This window comes from Methylophaga lonarensis MPL (genome assembly GCF_000349205.1).
Classification (GTDB): Bacteria; Pseudomonadota; Gammaproteobacteria; order Nitrosococcales; family Methylophagaceae; genus Methylophaga; species Methylophaga lonarensis.
In genome coordinates, this window is sequence record NZ_APHR01000042.1 from 1 (window position 1) to 15,904 (window position 15,904).

The 15,904-nt window shown below is 50.0% G+C and carries 19 protein-coding genes and 1 pseudogene; 6 read left to right on the forward strand and 14 right to left on the reverse strand.

The window, feature by feature from the left end; genetic code table 11:
• The first annotated feature begins 65 nt into the window (after nucleotides 1-65).
• The 3 genes from MPL1_RS08205 to MPL1_RS08215 all read left to right on the forward strand — a co-directional run bounded on the left by MPL1_RS08205 (nucleotide 66) and on the right by MPL1_RS08215 (nucleotide 3,368).
• Nucleotides 66-896 carry a GGDEF domain-containing protein gene (locus tag MPL1_RS08205; protein WP_040577024.1) on the forward strand — a complete coding sequence of 277 codons (831 nt, stop codon included), beginning with the start codon at nucleotides 66-68 and terminating at the stop codon, nucleotides 894-896.
• A 344-nt stretch (nucleotides 897-1,240) separates the two neighbouring features.
• On the forward strand, nucleotides 1,241-1,825 hold the full coding sequence (locus MPL1_RS08210) for an SCO family protein (RefSeq protein WP_009726662.1): 585 nt from the start codon (nucleotides 1,241-1,243) through the stop codon (nucleotides 1,823-1,825).
• Complete coding sequence (locus MPL1_RS08215) at nucleotides 1,812-3,368, forward strand: methyl-accepting chemotaxis protein (protein ID WP_009726663.1); 1,557 nt, start codon at nucleotides 1,812-1,814, stop codon at nucleotides 3,366-3,368. The genes MPL1_RS08210 and MPL1_RS08215 overlap by 14 nt, the downstream gene beginning before the upstream one ends.
• A 93-nt stretch (nucleotides 3,369-3,461) precedes the next feature.
• Here the strand turns inward: MPL1_RS08215 and MPL1_RS08220 are convergent, their stop codons facing one another.
• From MPL1_RS08220 to MPL1_RS08235, 4 genes are all read right to left on the reverse strand, one after another.
• On the reverse strand, nucleotides 3,462-3,809 hold the full coding sequence (locus MPL1_RS08220) for a DUF3024 domain-containing protein (protein ID WP_009726664.1): 348 nt from the start codon (nucleotides 3,807-3,809) through the stop codon (nucleotides 3,462-3,464).
• Nucleotides 3,810-3,906: 97 nt separating this feature from the next.
• Nucleotides 3,907-4,182, reverse strand: a complete 276-nt coding sequence (locus tag MPL1_RS08225; RefSeq protein WP_009726665.1) for a hypothetical protein — start codon at nucleotides 4,180-4,182, stop codon at nucleotides 3,907-3,909.
• Nucleotides 4,179-4,457, reverse strand: a complete 279-nt coding sequence (locus tag MPL1_RS08230) for a BrnT family toxin (protein ID WP_009726666.1) — start codon at nucleotides 4,455-4,457, stop codon at nucleotides 4,179-4,181. The genes MPL1_RS08225 and MPL1_RS08230 overlap by 4 nt, the downstream gene beginning before the upstream one ends.
• 106 nt (nucleotides 4,458-4,563) lie before the next feature.
• On the reverse strand, nucleotides 4,564-4,986 hold the full coding sequence (locus MPL1_RS08235; RefSeq protein ID WP_152417623.1) for a hypothetical protein: 423 nt from the start codon (nucleotides 4,984-4,986) through the stop codon (nucleotides 4,564-4,566).
• Nucleotides 4,987-5,276: 290 nt separating this feature from the next.
• Between MPL1_RS08235 and MPL1_RS08240 the strand changes: the two genes are divergently transcribed.
• Nucleotides 5,277-5,615, forward strand: a complete 339-nt coding sequence (locus MPL1_RS08240; protein ID WP_009726668.1) for a site-specific integrase — start codon at nucleotides 5,277-5,279, stop codon at nucleotides 5,613-5,615.
• A 53-nt stretch (nucleotides 5,616-5,668) separates the two neighbouring features.
• Here MPL1_RS08240 and MPL1_RS08245 read toward each other — a convergent pair whose 3' ends face one another.
• Nucleotides 5,669-6,982: an MFS transporter gene (locus tag MPL1_RS08245; protein WP_009726669.1), complete on the reverse strand. Its 1,314-nt coding sequence runs from the start codon at nucleotides 6,980-6,982 to the stop codon at nucleotides 5,669-5,671.
• 205 nt (nucleotides 6,983-7,187) lie between these two features.
• Here MPL1_RS08245 and MPL1_RS08250 point away from each other — a divergent pair.
• Both MPL1_RS08250 and MPL1_RS08255 read left to right on the forward strand, forming a co-directional pair.
• Nucleotides 7,188-7,456 (forward strand): annotated as a pseudogene (locus MPL1_RS08250) (type II toxin-antitoxin system RelE/ParE family toxin).
• On the forward strand, nucleotides 7,456-7,749 hold the full coding sequence (locus MPL1_RS08255) for a HigA family addiction module antitoxin (RefSeq protein ID WP_009726670.1): 294 nt from the start codon (nucleotides 7,456-7,458) through the stop codon (nucleotides 7,747-7,749). The pseudogene MPL1_RS08250 and the gene MPL1_RS08255 overlap by 1 nt, the downstream one beginning before the upstream one ends.
• Nucleotides 7,750-7,776: 27 nt before the next feature.
• Here MPL1_RS08255 and MPL1_RS08260 read toward each other — a convergent pair whose 3' ends face one another.
• The 9 genes from MPL1_RS08260 to MPL1_RS08300 all read right to left on the reverse strand — a co-directional run bounded on the left by MPL1_RS08260 (nucleotide 7,777) and on the right by MPL1_RS08300 (nucleotide 15,858).
• On the reverse strand, nucleotides 7,777-8,244 hold the full coding sequence (locus MPL1_RS08260; RefSeq protein ID WP_009726671.1) for a YaiI/YqxD family protein: 468 nt from the start codon (nucleotides 8,242-8,244) through the stop codon (nucleotides 7,777-7,779).
• Nucleotides 8,241-8,567, reverse strand: a complete 327-nt coding sequence (locus MPL1_RS08265; protein ID WP_009726672.1) for a Na+/H+ antiporter subunit G — start codon at nucleotides 8,565-8,567, stop codon at nucleotides 8,241-8,243. The genes MPL1_RS08260 and MPL1_RS08265 overlap by 4 nt, the downstream gene beginning before the upstream one ends.
• Before the next feature lie 14 nt (nucleotides 8,568-8,581).
• Nucleotides 8,582-8,851: a K+/H+ antiporter subunit F gene (locus MPL1_RS08270; RefSeq protein ID WP_009726673.1), complete on the reverse strand. Its 270-nt coding sequence runs from the start codon at nucleotides 8,849-8,851 to the stop codon at nucleotides 8,582-8,584.
• Nucleotides 8,848-9,339 carry a Na+/H+ antiporter subunit E gene (locus MPL1_RS08275; protein ID WP_009726674.1) on the reverse strand — a complete coding sequence of 164 codons (492 nt, stop codon included), beginning with the start codon at nucleotides 9,337-9,339 and terminating at the stop codon, nucleotides 8,848-8,850. The genes MPL1_RS08270 and MPL1_RS08275 overlap by 4 nt, the downstream gene beginning before the upstream one ends.
• The gene (locus MPL1_RS08280; protein ID WP_009726675.1) at nucleotides 9,336-10,850 is read right to left on the reverse strand and encodes a monovalent cation/H+ antiporter subunit D; all 1,515 of its coding nucleotides are present in this window, start codon (nucleotides 10,848-10,850) and stop codon (nucleotides 9,336-9,338) included. Before MPL1_RS08280 ends, MPL1_RS08275 begins: the two co-directional genes overlap by 4 nt.
• On the reverse strand, nucleotides 10,847-11,200 hold the full coding sequence (locus MPL1_RS08285) for a Na+/H+ antiporter subunit C (RefSeq protein WP_009726676.1): 354 nt from the start codon (nucleotides 11,198-11,200) through the stop codon (nucleotides 10,847-10,849). The genes MPL1_RS08280 and MPL1_RS08285 overlap by 4 nt, the downstream gene beginning before the upstream one ends.
• Nucleotides 11,200-14,019: a monovalent cation/H+ antiporter subunit A gene (locus MPL1_RS08290; protein WP_009726677.1), complete on the reverse strand. Its 2,820-nt coding sequence runs from the start codon at nucleotides 14,017-14,019 to the stop codon at nucleotides 11,200-11,202. The genes MPL1_RS08285 and MPL1_RS08290 overlap by 1 nt, the downstream gene beginning before the upstream one ends.
• 160 nt (nucleotides 14,020-14,179) lie before the next feature.
• Complete coding sequence (locus tag MPL1_RS08295; protein ID WP_009726678.1) at nucleotides 14,180-14,650, reverse strand: c-type cytochrome; 471 nt, start codon at nucleotides 14,648-14,650, stop codon at nucleotides 14,180-14,182.
• 203 nt (nucleotides 14,651-14,853) lie between these two features.
• Nucleotides 14,854-15,858: a zinc-binding alcohol dehydrogenase family protein gene (locus MPL1_RS08300; RefSeq protein WP_009726679.1), complete on the reverse strand. Its 1,005-nt coding sequence runs from the start codon at nucleotides 15,856-15,858 to the stop codon at nucleotides 14,854-14,856.
• Nucleotides 15,859-15,904: the final 46 nt, after the last annotated feature.

A 15,904-nucleotide genomic window follows, 5' to 3' on the forward strand; every position in this document is an offset into this window, starting at 1 on the left:
GACGATCAGACTATAATCGGCATATCAAACCTGATACCCTGAGCTATGTCCGTTGATTTGAATCGCTGTATCCCAAACTCATCCATCTGATGCTGGATACGGTGTTTGTGGTTGATCGCGACAACCAGATTGTTTTTGTCAGTGATGCCTGTGAGTCATTGCTTGGTTATCAAGCCAAAGAGCTGATTGGCACGCCGATCACCGACTATATGCACCCGGATGATCTGGCATTGACACGGGACTCTATTGATCGGGTCATGAGCGGCCAGTCCCACGTGGATTTTAGAAACCGTTATATGCGCAAGGATGGCAGTGTTGTGCATATTCAGTGGTCAGCACGCTGGTCCGAAGACGACGGGGTGCGGGTAGGTGTGGCCCGTGACGTGACTGCGCTCAGGCAAGCCGAGGAGGAGTTACGTTTTCTCGCCCATCATGATTCACTGACAAAACTGCCCAATAGAACCCTGCTCTATGAACGACTGGAATCAGGTCTGGCAATGGCACGTCGCCACCATACTGGTCTGGCCTTGTTGTTTCTGGATATCAACGATTTTAAAGGTATTAATGATGTCTATGGCCATGCAATGGGCGACCGTGTGCTCTGTGAGATAGCCCAGCGCCTGCAAGGTTGTGTTCGTGAGACAGACACCGTGGCCCGGATGGGGGGCGATGAGTTTATCGTTTTATTGACCGGCATCCAGTCAACCGATGCTGTCTCTGCCAAAGTGGACAGCATTCTGGCGGTTATGGCCGAGCCTTTGGCGGCAGGGTTTGCCGAACTTCGCATGCCATCCTGCAGTATAGGTGTCGCCAGTTATCCTCAAGACGGCGAGGATGCAGATACGTTGTTAAGTCACGCCGATGACCAAATGTACCAGATCAAAAAGCGTCATTAGTTGTTCCGATATCCATCCTCAAGGTCGATATTACACGGACACTGCCACTGGCCATTAGCCGAATGATCTGTCCAGCAACCACATCTACCACAACACCGCTGTATTTCCGCCCTGACTTGAATGCATTGACGATGTTAACTTGCAACAAGCAGACGGCCAGACACGATTGAGCACTTCAATTAACTGTGACCCTTTAGGTCCAAAGACAGAACCATAAAACTGGTAGGTTGGGCTGAGGTACGAAGCCCAACAATCAAGTTGCCGCTCCCTTGATCACAATTAATCGTTTTACATAAATTTCACTGGCAATTGATGACAATGATGCTTTCTTAAAGAGCATGGTCATGCGTAGAACGATACGTAGAAATTCAGTGATCGCACTTGCCTTGCTCTGCTTGCTGCTAGCGGTGCTACTGATTGCTGAACCGGGCCGATTACTCAAACTGGACAAAGCCTTGGCCGTACATGGCTTCCAGACGGGATTTAAACTCGATCACCATCTTCTCGCCACACTCCCTTCTGATAAACCCTATCTCGTTACAGCCGTCTTTGCTGAGTGTCCGGATGTTTGTCCGATGAACATGAACACATTGGCCCATCTGGCTGAGCGCTTCAAAGATGATTTAGGGTTTGTTTTGATTTCACTGGATGTTGGCGCTGACAAAACGGGAGTTCAAGCCTGGGCGGAATTAGCGTTGCCCGGTGCGATGGTGATTCATGCCGATGTCGATGCGCAGCTTCGACAGATCATGCGTCAACTACCCGAGTCTTTCTATCCCGCGAAAGGAACCATTCATCACTCTGGTGCCATTTACCTGATGTATCCAAATAGACCCGGACTTATCAAATACCGTGCTCAGGATCGTCAGTACATCTACGACGATATTTTGACCTTAAAACTAAACAGGCAACAACATGCAAGCAGCTGAGCTGGAAGTCTCCGAAAATATCAAGCAACGTGCTTCGAAAGATAACATCGCCAATGACTGGCTGGTGTTCTGGATCTTGCTTGCCCACTTGCCAGTGGTCATGTTTGTGGTGCCCTATGGCTACGGAACACAACTGGCAGGAACGGTTCCCGCGGTGTTAATTGTTTTTGCTGCATGGCTGATGCTCAGAGTTGCTGTCGGCTCATTTCTCAGCAGAGCTTTTCTGGCAGTCGCATTGATGATGATGTCGATGATTTTGATCATGCAGCAGTTTGGCCGGCTGGAAATGCATTTTCATATCTTCGTTGCATTGGCGTTTCTTGTGGTCTGGCGCGATTTCAGAGTGTTGTTGATCGCTGCGGCGACCATTGCGGTGCATCATGCACTGGCCGTGCCGCTACAGCTGGCCGAAACCAGTATCGGCGGTATGCCGTTTGTCGTTTATGGCGGCAGTTGTGACTGGCCAACGTTCTTTACGCATGCTGCTTTTGTGGTGGTCGAAACCGCCGTGCTGACCTTTGTCTGCATCAGAATGAAATCACGCTTCGATCTGACCAATCAATTGATGGCTGTGATGCTGAGTTCTGCTGATCACCGTGATTTGACACTCAAGATCAAGCATCAGGAGCAGGAAAAGTCGGCCGACAAGACCTTTATTGATTCATTTAACGGCTTTTATGAATTGATGCGCTCGTCGTTTTCTGGCTTCAGAGAGCAGGCAGCGACGTTGCGTGATATGTCGTCCAATTCTTTGCGTAACGCAGAGCAGAATTTAGCAAAGCTGAACCAGCAAAGCGGCAGTGTTGAAACAGCTGCTGCAGCGGCTCTGGAAATGAGTCACAGCATTGCTGAGGTTGCCAAAATCACGCTGGATACGGCTGATCGCTCGATAAAAACGGCAGACCAGTTATCAAACTGTCGCAGCAAATCAACACAAGCCTCACAAAAAGTGGTGGCACTGGTTGACGAGCTTCTGGACGTTTCGCAGCAGTTTCAACAGCTGGAAACTAACACTCATTCGATCAGAAATGCTGTCACCTTGATAAGCGAAATCGCCGAACAGACAAATTTACTGGCGTTAAATGCCTCAATAGAAGCTGCTCGTGCCGGAGTCCATGGGCGTGGTTTTGCAGTAGTGGCTTCAGAGGTCAGAAACCTGGCTGAAAAAAGCCAGGGTGCATCACAGGAAATTATCGCCGTTGCCGAGAGTATTAATTCGGCTGTTAGGCTGATGACCGGCAAAATTGCTGATAGCAAAAACAGCGGCACTAGTACGGTTCATTTGGTGGATGAGGCCAACCATCTGCTCGCTGAGGCCGTGGACTATTGTGATGAAATCAGGGATCTGAACACTGCCATTTCGCAAATGCTGGAACAACAGACCGCCGTCTCAGCAGAAATGAGCGAAATGATGCATGCCATTCAGAACTCAAATACGCTAATTAACCGGTCTATTCAGGATGACTTAGAGATAACCGCTGCAATCGATGGTGTTGGTCGAGCGATAGATGAAGATGCCAACCGGTTTACAATCAGCAACTGAACCAAAAGGGCAGACGCGATTGTTCATTTCAATTGACTCTAGCCCTTTTGGTCATGGCCCTATTGATTACGCAGTGCCGTGCATGGTTATGTGTTATCCGAAAAAGCATGCGTGCTTGTCCTCAGCCACTATCTTGAGAAAATCCTTGAAAGACTTAACTTTTGGTGCTGGTTCATATCCGTGCCATTTTAGATCTGCTCGTTGCCAGAATACCTTCCAGCAGCCCTGAGTCTTAACAAAAGTGGCCTTCGCCACAGGTGTTTCCATGTTTTTTGAAGGATCTCGCCATTGCGGTCGTATTTCGAATATCTCGACACTCTGGCCATCAATTCTATAACCAAGATCTAACTTATTGCGGATGTGCGCGGGTGGGCGCCGCAGCTTCATGAAGTCCTCTATCTCCTTCTCGCATTTTTTTATTTCGAATTCACTTAGAGCCATGATATTTCACTTATACCTCACGAACACAAAACGCCCACAGCATGCGCCGATTGGGAGCAGCGAAGCAGCGTAAAGACGGTCGATGTGCAGCCGCTGCTTAGCTACGATCTTCATGCAAGCGACCTTCTACATACTTGTGGAGGATGCTGGCAACAAGTGTTTGGTAGGGGATACCTTCAGACAGCGCTTTTTTCTGCAGTCCCCGCAGGTCCTTGGAAGAAAGCCTAATGTTGATGCGAGCATCTTTCTTGAACATGGCTTCAGCATACTGTTGATGCCGCACTTTACGATCTTCAATATCTGGTGCCCGCAGCAACTCGTCAGCATCAAACGCGTCCAGAATTTCTTGCTCTTCTTTTTCCAGTTTGCTCATTTCGAACCTCCCAAATAGGTTTTTGTCGCCTTCCGGCTCGGAATGATCGTTTTCAGAAAAACTTCATCTTCCGACTCTACAAAGGGCACGAGATAAACGTATCCCTCTATTTCAATGACATGAATCTGCTGGCCTGGATACCGCTCCTTGTTTGGATGCTCGAAAGTATCCAAGATACCACCTATCGAGATGTGCAAAACCACATCCTCAAAAGAGATGTTCCTTTCCGTTTGCAGAAGCTTATTTTTCTCAGGATTCCACGTAATAGGTTTCATTAATCGGATTCTAGCACATTGTGTGCTTTATGTACTCAGTAGCTAACGCCACGCTTTGCGGCTGGTTTGCAGCGCAGCGGAAAACCAGTCCGACAACAGCGCTTTGTTATGCAAGGGTTCCAATTGCATTTTCCATTTGTTCGGTGCCGTTCGGGCCAACGATATAGTTTCCATTTTTGTCTTTCTTCCTGGCCTGGGCTAGCCGGATCTTATCGGGAAACGTATTTATAAGAGCAATGAGATCTTTTTCTCCAATGTCAAGACCCAACTGTTCATTTAACGTTGAGAATCTCACGATTTGATAATTATTTGCAGCCATATAGCCAACAATTTTTGATAAAAGTAATTTTTTCTTCTTATCTCGCGCATCGAATACTAATGCCACAATTTGCATTAATAAGAATGCGACCAATACTGCAATCAAAGTGAATAATTTGTGCTTTTGGAGAAACGGTATTCTATCGAACAAATCAAACCATGCTCCAACTACGAAAGGCGCAACTAAAAAGCCAATCCAGATAATCTGCATGTGCGTTGAATCTTTCATAATCTCGTATACGGTTTTTATGTCTCTAATCTTCATAGATTTCCTCAGATTGCATAACAGTATGTTAATGAGGTCTTCGACCTCATAATAATAATTAGTGGGGATGCCTTATAGTATCTCAAAGCGATTGCATTAAAATTTGTAACCATATGACTTTATTGGGTATATTCGCATAGTCACAAGATGTGAGCAGTAATTATGAGGTCTGTGACCTTTTAATTGCTGGCTATTTCGATGTTGTTCCAACACCTTAAGGGTGAGGGGCTGGGTTCATGGCAAAATCTCCGTTTCTCGAGTCCATCAGGACTTTCATGATTGTCCGTAATTACAGTCGGCGAACCATTGATACGTATCTGTATTGGATCAAATATTTCATACTGTTCCATCACAAGCAACACCCTGACAAGCTCGGAGCCACTGAGATCGAAGCATTTCTGAGCTATCTGGCGGTGCAGCGGAAGGTGTCGGTGTCGACACAGTCTATCGCACTGAATGCTTTGGTCTTTCTGAAGACGAAATTCCTGCAGCAAGCGTTGGAACCGTTGCATCATTTCCAGAAGTCTCACCGGCAACGCAAGCTACCGGCACAATCAAGGTGTCAGCCAGCTTGATCTGCCGCTTTTTGATTTTGCCTTGAAGCATTCCAGTTCTTAATCAAAACGCCTTATTTGATATCAGGATTTGACGGATCTGTTGCTTGCTCGGGATCTTCTGTGTGCTCGATATCCGGGCGGTGTTCTTCTACCCATTCTTCATCCTGACGTGGGTCCATTTCGGCGAGTACATCACCCGAGGTGACTGGCACGGCGACGTAGACATTCATATGGTCATCGGGGATTTGTTCATTCATCAGCGAGTAGCGACCCAGAGCCAACGCAAACATGGCAAGCACAACAAAGAACGCTGTTGCCGAGAAGCCGAGGACAAAGCCCAACAGCAATGGCGCGATAAATGAGCCAAAACCATAAGAAAACAGCAGGGTACGGCTGATTTCGACCAGGTCTTTGTTTTCATCAAACTCATCATTGGCACGGGCGACGCTGAGTGGGTAGATGCTGAACAGGCTCATGCCCAATAAAAAGCCGGTCAGGTAGAGCAGGGTGACGCTTTCATGCCAGATCCATGGCAACATCAGCATCAGCATCAATACGCCCACACTGAAAAATCCAGCCCATGCCAGCATTTTCTGGCGTCCCAGTCGATCCGAGAGCATGCCGACTGGCATTTGTGCGATGAGTCCACCCAGGATGGTGATGGCCATAAATACCGATACTACCTTGGGTTGATCAAACAAGTTCAGCACATACAACGGCAGCATGGTGTAAAACGCACCGACAAAGACGCCACCGACAAAACTGCCCACCAGTGCCAGCGGTGCAATGGAGAGCAGTTTGGGCATGCTGTAGCGTTCAAACGGTTTTAACACCGGTTGTGTAATGCGGGTAATGGCGACCAGCACCAGCGACCACAGCACCAGAATTGAGCCGAGAATGAAGATGGTATTGGCGGGCATTTCCAGCACCAGTAATAACTGACCCAGTGCCAGCGCCAGGAAGAAGACGATGGTGTAGATGGCGAGTATTTTACCGCGCTCATCGGTGGTGCTTTTTTCATTGAGCCAGCTTTCCAGCACGATCAGCATGGCATAAAAGGCAAAGCCGGAGATCAGACGCAAGACCGACCAGAACCACGGGTTAAACCACAGCGCATGGCCCAGAAAAGCCATGACCATAATCGCCGAAAATGCTGAAAAACTCCGGGCATGGCCGACGTTGATAATGAGTTTCTGGCTGAAAATTGCGGCCAGCATTGCGCCCAGAAAAAAGGCGGCACTGATCAAACCGATGCTGCCCTCTGACAGGCCTTGTTGTTTCAGAAAGATGCCGATAAACGTCATCAACAAGCCGTAACCCGTGGCTAACAGCGAGATAGAGAAAAATAATGACGAGATGGGCAATAAGGTTTTCTTAAAAAACATGCGGGTTCCTGAAACAAAGATATGCTGCGCACCTGCACAGCAAGTCACTAGTGTATTGCCGTAGTCATGGTATGTACAAAGTCAGTAGTAATTAAAAGGTGAAAATAAAGTTTCAGCTCCGTTCTAGTGAGCAGAACACGACCACCCTCGTTTTCAAATATCACAAAAATTGACAATGTTGCGCAACGCGCTACACTGTTGGGCAATGATTAAATCATTCAAGCACAAAGGATTGAGGCGTTTTTATGAGACAGGAAGTTCTCGCGGCATTCAGGCAAAGCATGCGAGACGGCTCAGAATGCAGCTGGCTGCCTTGGATACCGCGATGGAAATTACTGACCTGGATTTGCCCGGCATCCGCTCAAGGGGCATAGAAACGGTATCTGGGCCATTACAGTCAGCGGTAATTGGCGACTGACCTTTGAGTTTTCAGAGGGTAACGCGTATTTGCTTGATTATGAGGATTATCACTGATGACGATGCATAACCCCCCACATCCTGGTGAGTTTATTATGGCAACGTATATGGAGCCTTATGGCCTCAGTTGTCGCTATTTGGCCGAGCAGCTGGATGTGGCCGCTTCGACCCTGAATCGAATTCTCAAGCAGCAGAGCGGTATCAGCCCTGAGATGGCATTGCGTTTATCAAAAGCGCTGGGCCGAACACCTCAGAGCTGGCTGGCTATGCAAGATAACTATGATTTGTGGCATGCCGCCAGGAACATCAAGCTGGACAATGTTCGTGAGCTTGAACTCAGTGGTGTGTAATCAGTAAATTTTACAGTTGGTCAAAACTCAACGCTGCGCTTTCAACAACCACTGATCCAGCTGGTTGGCAAAAGCTTGTCGATCACGCTGATTGAGTGCGGATGGGCCGGTCATGGCTTCGCCGCTGGAACGCATGGTTTCCATAAAATCACGCATGGTCAGTCGGGCTTGAATATTGGCGGTAGTGTATAACTCGCCGCGTGGATTAAGCGCGGTCGCACCGTTGTCGATAACTTCTGCCGCCAGTGGAATATCGGCTGTGATTACCAGATCGCCTTTTGCAACGCGCTGGGCAATCAGATTATCGGCCTCATCAAAGCCGTGTTGCACTTGAATAAACCGGATATTGCTGGCGGGCGGTACTTTGACATTGTGGTTGGCGACCAGTGTTAACTGGAGGCCGGTGCGTTGGGCGGCCCGAAACAGAATCTCTTTGATAACGCCGGGACAGGCATCGGCATCGACCCAGATTGTGGCTGTGTTGTCGGTATTCAATCCTGACCTTTGTGCGTCTGGCGGGTGCGTTCCAGTTGTTTGACCTGAATATGCAAGGCTGCCTTGGCCATCAGATGAGCGCTGACCGGTGCCGTGATAAACAGGAATAAGGTCACCAGAATTTCATGCAGACTGACATCGCCGGTTTTGAAGGTGAAATAAACGGCAGAGGCCACCAAAACCGCACCGACACCCAAGGTACTGGCTTTTGTCGGGCCATGCAGGCGCATATAAAAGTCCGGCAGCTTATACAGGCCAATGGAGCCTACCAGTGTAAAAAAAGCGCCAATGACAATAAGCGCGGCTAATAGCCATTCAAGCATGATTATTCTCCCCGCTATTCCATAATGTCGCCGCGCAGCAGATATTTGCTCAGCGCCAGCGTGCCCATAAAGCCCATCACCGCGATCAGTAGCGCCGCTTCAAAATACATGGCACTGCCAAGGTGAATGCCGAGCAGGATCAGCAGGGCGATAGTGTTGATGTACAAGGTATCAAGCGCCAGTATCCGATCCGGCAGTTCCGGCCCTTTGACCAGTCTTGCCAGACTGAGCACAAAGGCCAGTCCGACCATCACATAAGCGATCATAATTGCAGTGTGGATCATGACTCGAAGATCTCCAGCAGAGGCTGTTCAAAACGATTCTGAATATCGCTGATAATGGCTTCAACATCATCAATATGCAGCGCATGGATCAGCAGGTAGCGACGGTCATCAGACAAGTCACAACTGACCGTGCCTGGTGTCAGTGAAATGGTGTTGGACAACATGCTGATACCGACCGGCGATTGCAGTCGCAACTCCAGTGAAATAAAGCCCGGTTGCAGCTTGTCACTGCGGCCCAGAATCAGCCGGGCAACATTGATATTGGCGACGATAATGCTCCACAGCACCACCAGAATATAACGCAGCAGCACCAGTGGCTTTTTAATACACACCTGCTCAGGCCAAAAGGCCGAACTCAACCAGGGAATAAATACCGCCAGAACTGCGCCCAGCACCACATGACCCGCGGCCATGGTGTTATTAAGCAGCAGCCAGATCAGCCACAGAAACACTGATAACACCGGGTGGGGGAGCAGGCGACGCATCATGGCAAGTCTCCAGCAGTCGAGAGCACCGCTTCAATGTAGGCCTGAGTGTTGAGCAATTGGGCGGTGGTGGTTTCAGTAAAAGCAGTAAACGGTTGAGCAAACACTACCAGCAGTGGTGCTGCAGTCAGTAATGCTAAAACCGCGGCTACGGCCAGTGGTTTGCTGGCTGGGCCTGCTTCGCCATGGCTTTCATGAGCTTTGTAAAACAGCAAAGAACCGGTGCGAGCCATTGAGATAATCATCAGCAATCCCGATACCAGAATTACTGCGACAATGGCGGCATACCAGTCATGTGCCAGTGCTGCATGCAGAATCATTACCTTGCCGAAAAAGCCGGATAACGGTGGCATGCCGGTCATGGCAATGGCGATTAGCATGAACACGCTGCCAATCAGAATAATATTGGGTAAGACCGGCCCAGGAATGAACTGATCCTGCATGGCAGCTCGGCTGCGGCTGATAATGTCTGCCAACAGGAACATGGCCCCGGCAATCAAGGTCGAGTGCACCAGATAATACAGACTGGCAGCCAGAGCCTCGGCCGTGTTGAGGCCAATGGCAATCAGTAGCGTCGCCACTGAGGCCAGTACCAGATAAGCAACTTGCTCGCGCAAACCGCGTGACGCCATCACGCCTAAGGCTGCCAGCGCCAGCGTGACCATGCCAAGCAATAACAACCATTGGCTATGAATATATGCCAGCGCACCGGCCTGTTCGCCAAACACGGTGCCATGTACCCGAATAATGGCGTAAAGGCCGACTTTAGTCATGATGGCAAACAATGCTGCCACAGCCGCAGGGGCCTGTGCATAGGCAGCTGGTAACCACAGATAAAGTGGAAACATCGCCGCCTTGATACCAAAGACTACCAACAGCAATAAACCTGCCGCTGCGACCACACCCTGATCTTCTGCCGGTAACTGCGCCATCCGCTGTGCCATATCGGCAATATTGAGGGTGCCAAGCATGCCGTACAAGGTGCCGACAGCAAACAGGAACAAGGTCGAGCCAATCAGGTTGATGACCACATAATGCAAGCCGGCGCGAGTACGTAAACGGCCACCACCATGCAGTAACAAACCATAAGAGGCCAGCAACAGCACTTCAAAGAACACAAACAGGTTGAACAAATCACCGGTCAGAAAGGCGCCATTCAACCCAAATAACTGCAATTGAAACAACACATGAAAATGTGGGCCCTGATGGTCAGTATCGGTGGCAATGGCATAGACCAGTGCGCCCAAGGCCAGCAGCGTAGTCAGCAATACCAGCATGGCTGACAGTCGATCCAGCACCAGCACAATGCCAAATGGTGGTTGCCAGTTTCCTAGTTGGTAGAGGCTGTATTGACCGGTCAATGCTGTTTGTAGTGCTAGGCCACTGACGATCAGCAAGCCCAGCATCAGTGCCAAATGCAGCTGGCGTTGCAGCTGGATGTTTCGACCAGTGAACAGCAACAGAAAGCCACCAATCAGTGGCAGTAAAACCGGCAGCGCCGTTAAATGCATCATCGGCGTGCTCCGTTTTTCTTGTTGCTGATATGTAGACCATCGACATGGTCATTACCCAGCTCACTACGCGCTTTCAATGCCAAGACAATCAAAAAGGCGGTCATGCCAAAGGCAATGACAATAGCGGTCAATACCAGCGCTTGTGGTAAGGGGTCCGCATAGCCAGTGGCAGTGGCGTCAATGACCACCGGTTGACCAATGGTTAGACGGCCCATGGCAAACAGAAATACATTCACCGCATAGGCCAGCAGGGTCAAACCCAGCACCACACTGAAGGTATGAGGGCGCAAAGTGAGAAACACACCACAGGCGGTCATCACGCCAATCGCTAGGGCAATCAGCCACTCCATTATTTTTGCTCCTGTTGTTGCCGATGATTGGCTTCATGGGTCAGTTTGCCCAGTTGCACAAGAATCATCACCGTCGCGCCGACTACTACCAGGAAGACGCCGATGTCAAAGGCAATGGCACTGGCCACTTCAAATTTGCCAACCACAGGCCAGTACAAATAAGTGAATGCGGACGTCAGGAAGGGATAACCCAGCATCATTGCAACCACACCGGTCATCACGGCGATCAGCAAGCCAAAGCCGATGACTTTGTGCATGTCAAAGCGCAGCCGGTCACTGGTCCAGTCAATACCGTTGGCCAGATACTGGGCAATCAAAGCGACCGAGGCAATCAAGCCTGCAATAAAGCCACCACCGGGCAGGTTGTGACCACGCAGGAAGATAAAAACCGCCACCATCAGCATTAACGGGAACAACAGTCGGGTCAGGGTTTGCATGATTGGTGGGTGCGGATCATTGCTCCAGTCGCGACCGGAGAAATCCAGTTTGGGGGCAGGTAATTTGAGGCCACGCATCATCGCAAAAATGCCAAGACCGGCCAAAGCCAGTACGACAATTTCACCCAAAGTATCAAAGCCACGGAAGTCGACCAGAATGACATTGACCACATTGGTGCCACCACCGCCGGGTACCGAGTTTTCAATAAAGAAACCGGAAATCGGCATAAAGTCGCGGCTCAAGACCGCCATTGCCAGCACGCTGACTGCGCCGCCTGCCAGCAGTGCAATACCGCCATCACGCCACAGCCGTGTTTTGTCACTTTCGGCTGGTGCCAGTTGTGGCAGGAAAAACAAAGCCAACAGCAGCAATACGATGGTGACGATTTCAATGGATAGCTGAGTCAAGGCCAGATCCGGTGCTGAGAATTTGACAAAACCGAGTGCGACAATCAGCCCGACTACGCCAATGGTAATCAGTGCTACCAAGCGTTGCCGGTGCAGCACTGCAGTCAAAACACTGGCAATAATCAGTCCAGTGACCAGCATCAGGCTGATGGCATCAATCGGCAGCAAGGCGCGCTCGCCAAACAGTGGCGCGCTTTGATTGGCAAAGCCGATAACGCCTGCCAACACCGCAGTGCCAATGATCCACAGTGCTGCATGTTGCAATGAGCCTTTGTCAAAACGACGAGTGATCATGGCGGCAAAGCCATTGATTTGACTCAGCAGCCGGTCAAATACCGCTTTGCCGTCAAAGCGCTCGTTCAGCTGCTCATGCAAGCGATAAATGATCTGGCGTTGCCAATATAGCCAGACGCCTGCCGCCATAGCGATGACACTCATTAACAACGGCAAGTTAAAGCCATGCCATAAGGCGATGCTGAAATCAGGTGTGGCTGTTTGCAAGCTGCCGCTAACGGCCACGGCCAGAATCGGCCCTGCGACCAGCATCGGCGCAATGCCGACCACCAGACACAGGACCACCAGCAGATCCACCGGAATTTTCATAAAGCGTGGCGGTTCATGCGGCGTTTTAGGTAAATCTTTGGCTTCGCCGTTGAAAAAGACGTCATGAATAAAGCGAATCGAATAGGCCACTGAAAAGGCCGCCGCCAAAGTGACCAGCACCGGAATTGCCCAGGTGATCATGGAAGTATCGGAAGCGAGTACTGCCTGTTCAAAAAACATTTCCTTGCTCAGGAAGCCATTGAGCAGGGGAACACCAGCCATTGCAGCAGCAGCAATCATGGCCAGTACGGCGGTATGTGGCATATATTTAAGCAGACCATTGAGTCGTCGCATATCACGCGTGCCGGTCTCATGGTCGATAATGCCAGCCACCATGAACAGCGAGGCCTTGAAGGTGGCGTGATTGATGATATGGAAAATCGCTGCCACGGTGGCCATCGGTGTGCTGAAACCAAACAGCAGGGTAATCAAGCCCAGATGACTGAGCGTAGAGTAGGCTAACAGGCCTTTGAGATCATGTTTGACCAGTGCGGTGTAGGCACCAAGAATCAGCGTTAACAGGCCTGCGCCGCCAACCAGCCACATCCATTCTGTGGTGCCAGACAGGGCTGGGAACAATCTTGCCAGCAGAAAGATACCGGCCTTGACCATGGTGGCCGAGTGCAGATAGGCCGATACCGGTGTCGGTGCGGCCATGGCATGTGGCAACCAGAAATGAAACGGAAACTGTGCCGACTTGGTAAACACGCCCAGCAAAATCAGCAGCAGGATTGGCAGATACAGGCTGTGAGCACGAATTTCATCACCCGCCGCCAATACATCGGTCAGATTAAAGCTGCCGACTACATGACCTATCAACAAAATGCCTGCTAGTAAGGCCAGACCACCGGCCCCGGTAATCGCCAGCGCCATCCGCGCACCCTGACGAGCATCCTGACGATGTTGCCAGTAACTGATCAACAGGAACGAAGTCAGTGAAGTCAGTTCCCAGAACACCAATAGCTGGATCAGGTTTTCCGACAGCACAATACCCAGCATTGAGCCCATAAACATCAGCAGATAGGCAAAAAAGCGACCCATCGAGTCACGGTCGGACAGGTAATAACGGGCGTAGATGACAATGAGCAGACCGATCACCAGAATCAGCAAGGCAAACAGCAAGGCCAGACCATCTAAGCGGAAGGCAAACTCTAATCCAGCTGCCGGGATCCAGTCCCAGCTCTGAATCAATGTGTCGCCATTAAATGGGAACCGGGCGCTGGGTAGCAGAAACAGTAGGGATAAAATGGTGACCAGACCTGCGGTCCAGGCTGATGCCAGTCGATGATACCTGGCAGCGAAGGCTGCCAGTGGTGCGCCGAAAAACGGCAGCAAGGCCACGAGGGGAAGATTAACGGAGAGAAAACTCATCAACAGGTTCTTTGTTCACAATCAGCAAGGGATTAAAGAATACAGCGGATTGCAAATCATACCTATAAAAAAATCCGGCACAATCCTTGTCAGTATTTACTGGAGAATTGTACCGGATGTTTTTGTCTGGCGGGATGAGACCGCCAGCGATCGTGCAGTTTTATTTGAGGTCTGAAATCATGTAGTCAACGGCTGCTTTGACTTCGTCATCAGACAGGTCAGGACGGCCACCACGAGCAGGCATCATATTGATACCGTTGATAGCATTGGCATAGACAGTTTCAATGCCTTGCTCCAGGCGTGGTGCCCAATCTGAAGCCTTGTTAGTGCGAGGTGAGTCCATCATGCCGGTTGCGTGGCAGACGGCACAAACACTCTCAACGATTTGCTGACCTCGGTTGACTTGCATGTCATCAGCAGGCGCTTCTTCTGCAACAGGCGCTTCGCCAACATGTACCTGAGCCACGGGTTGCAATCTTTCAGCAATCGCTTGTTCTTCCATGCTTTCTGGCGGCAAAGCATTATCAGCGAGTGCTTTCATGTTATTCAATACCACTGCGACAACACCCGCGATGATGAAGAAAATGACGATGCTGCCAATAAAAAACTTGCCTGAACTGTTGTTTGCCATCTCTAACCTCGTTTTATTTTGAATAATAACCTTACATTATATAAGGGTCTGTTCCTGTAAGGAAGTTTTGAACCATCATCTGCTGGGTCGAATACCAAGCATACGAGCTGACTATGTTGATTGTCAGCGGCTAAGTGAGGAGTCTCAGACTGTTTCCAGCTTTCAGAGGACGCCTGTTCAAAATTCCAAATCTTGCAAATATCTTAGTCACTGATTGAGGACAGCGCAATTTTGCCAATAGTTCTGCCGCTCAAAAGTTGTTTGTGTGCCCGTTCAATGGTGTCCGCTGTCATTGTGCCCAAGTGCGTTGTCATCGTTGGTTTCAGCTGGCCTTGATCCAGTGCGGCTGAAACCTGAGTGAGAATATCCTGTTGAGTAGTGATGTCGTCAGTTTTCATCATCGGACGGGTAAACATAAACTCCCAGACAACGCCGGCGCTCTTGTTTTTCAGTGGTTCCAGCATCAATGGTTGCTGGTTGGTGACAGTCAGGCAAATAAGTCCTTGCGGCGCTATCAGTTCACACATCATTGCAAAGTAATGATCGGTTTCATTCAGGCACAGAATGTAATCTGGCGCAGCAATATTCAGTGCCTGATAATCATTGGTCAGGTGATCGCCATGTCGAATGGTATGATCGGCCCCCATTTGTCGACACCACGCTTCAGATTCAGGCCGTGTAGCCGTTGCAATGACCTCTAATCCTGCCATGACCTTGGCAATCTGAATCGCAATGGAACCGACCCCTCCAGCACCGCCAATAATGAGCAGACGCTTGCCTTGATCCGTTTCCGGGTGAATTTTGAGGCGGGAAAACAGAGCCTCCCAGGCTGTAATAGCGGTCAGCGGAATGGCAGCAGATTGCTCAGGGCTGAGTGACTGCGGGGCAGGCCCTACAATACGTTCATCGACCAGTTGATGTGAGGCGTAACATCCGGGGCGACTGATGTCTCCGGCATAAAAAACTCGATCACCTGCTTTGAAGTGCTGACATGCTGGTCCCGCGGCGACAACGCTGCCACAGGCATCCCAACCAATGATTCGGGGGGATTCTTGTTGATCGCCCAGGCTGGCGCGAACTTTGGTATCCACCGGGTTGACTGCGATAGCTTCAATAGCCACCAGCAGGTCATGGCCGTGGGGAATAGGGGTGGGGATTTCAATTCGTTCTGGACTGTGTTCTGCGTTATAAAATGCGAAGGCCTGCATAACAAATAACCTCACTTATTGATGTGGTGACAGACAGCTGAGCACT

Coding starts and splice junctions, on each gene's coding strand:
- MPL1_RS08285 (WP_009726676.1), bottom strand. CDS start 11,200: ATGGAGTGGCTGATTGCCCTAGCGATTGGCGTGATGACCGCCTGTGGT.
- MPL1_RS08295 (WP_009726678.1), bottom strand. CDS start 14,650: ATGGCAAACAACAGTTCAGGCAAGTTTTTTATTGGCAGCATCGTCATT.
- MPL1_RS08245 (WP_009726669.1), bottom strand. CDS start 6,982: ATGTTTTTTAAGAAAACCTTATTGCCCATCTCGTCATTATTTTTCTCT.
- MPL1_RS08210 (WP_009726662.1), top strand. CDS start 1,241: ATGCGTAGAACGATACGTAGAAATTCAGTGATCGCACTTGCCTTGCTC.
- MPL1_RS08270 (WP_009726673.1), bottom strand. CDS start 8,851: ATGATCCACACTGCAATTATGATCGCTTATGTGATGGTCGGACTGGCC.
- MPL1_RS08225 (WP_009726665.1), bottom strand. CDS start 4,182: ATGAGCAAACTGGAAAAAGAAGAGCAAGAAATTCTGGACGCGTTTGAT.
- MPL1_RS08280 (WP_009726675.1), bottom strand. CDS start 10,850: ATGATGCATTTAACGGCGCTGCCGGTTTTACTGCCACTGATTGGTGGC.
- MPL1_RS08220 (WP_009726664.1), bottom strand. CDS start 3,809: ATGGCTCTAAGTGAATTCGAAATAAAAAAATGCGAGAAGGAGATAGAG.
- MPL1_RS08275 (WP_009726674.1), bottom strand. CDS start 9,339: ATGATGCGTCGCCTGCTCCCCCACCCGGTGTTATCAGTGTTTCTGTGG.
- MPL1_RS08265 (WP_009726672.1), bottom strand. CDS start 8,567: ATGCTTGAATGGCTATTAGCCGCGCTTATTGTCATTGGCGCTTTTTTT.
- MPL1_RS08255 (WP_009726670.1), top strand. CDS start 7,456: ATGACGATGCATAACCCCCCACATCCTGGTGAGTTTATTATGGCAACG.
- MPL1_RS08215 (WP_009726663.1), top strand. CDS start 1,812: ATGCAAGCAGCTGAGCTGGAAGTCTCCGAAAATATCAAGCAACGTGCT.
- MPL1_RS08230 (WP_009726666.1), bottom strand. CDS start 4,457: ATGAAACCTATTACGTGGAATCCTGAGAAAAATAAGCTTCTGCAAACG.
- MPL1_RS08235 (WP_152417623.1), bottom strand. CDS start 4,986: ATGCAGATTATCTGGATTGGCTTTTTAGTTGCGCCTTTCGTAGTTGGA.
- MPL1_RS08290 (WP_009726677.1), bottom strand. CDS start 14,019: ATGAGTTTTCTCTCCGTTAATCTTCCCCTCGTGGCCTTGCTGCCGTTT.
- MPL1_RS08300 (WP_009726679.1), bottom strand. CDS start 15,858: ATGCAGGCCTTCGCATTTTATAACGCAGAACACAGTCCAGAACGAATT.
- MPL1_RS08240 (WP_009726668.1), top strand. CDS start 5,277: ATGGCAAAATCTCCGTTTCTCGAGTCCATCAGGACTTTCATGATTGTC.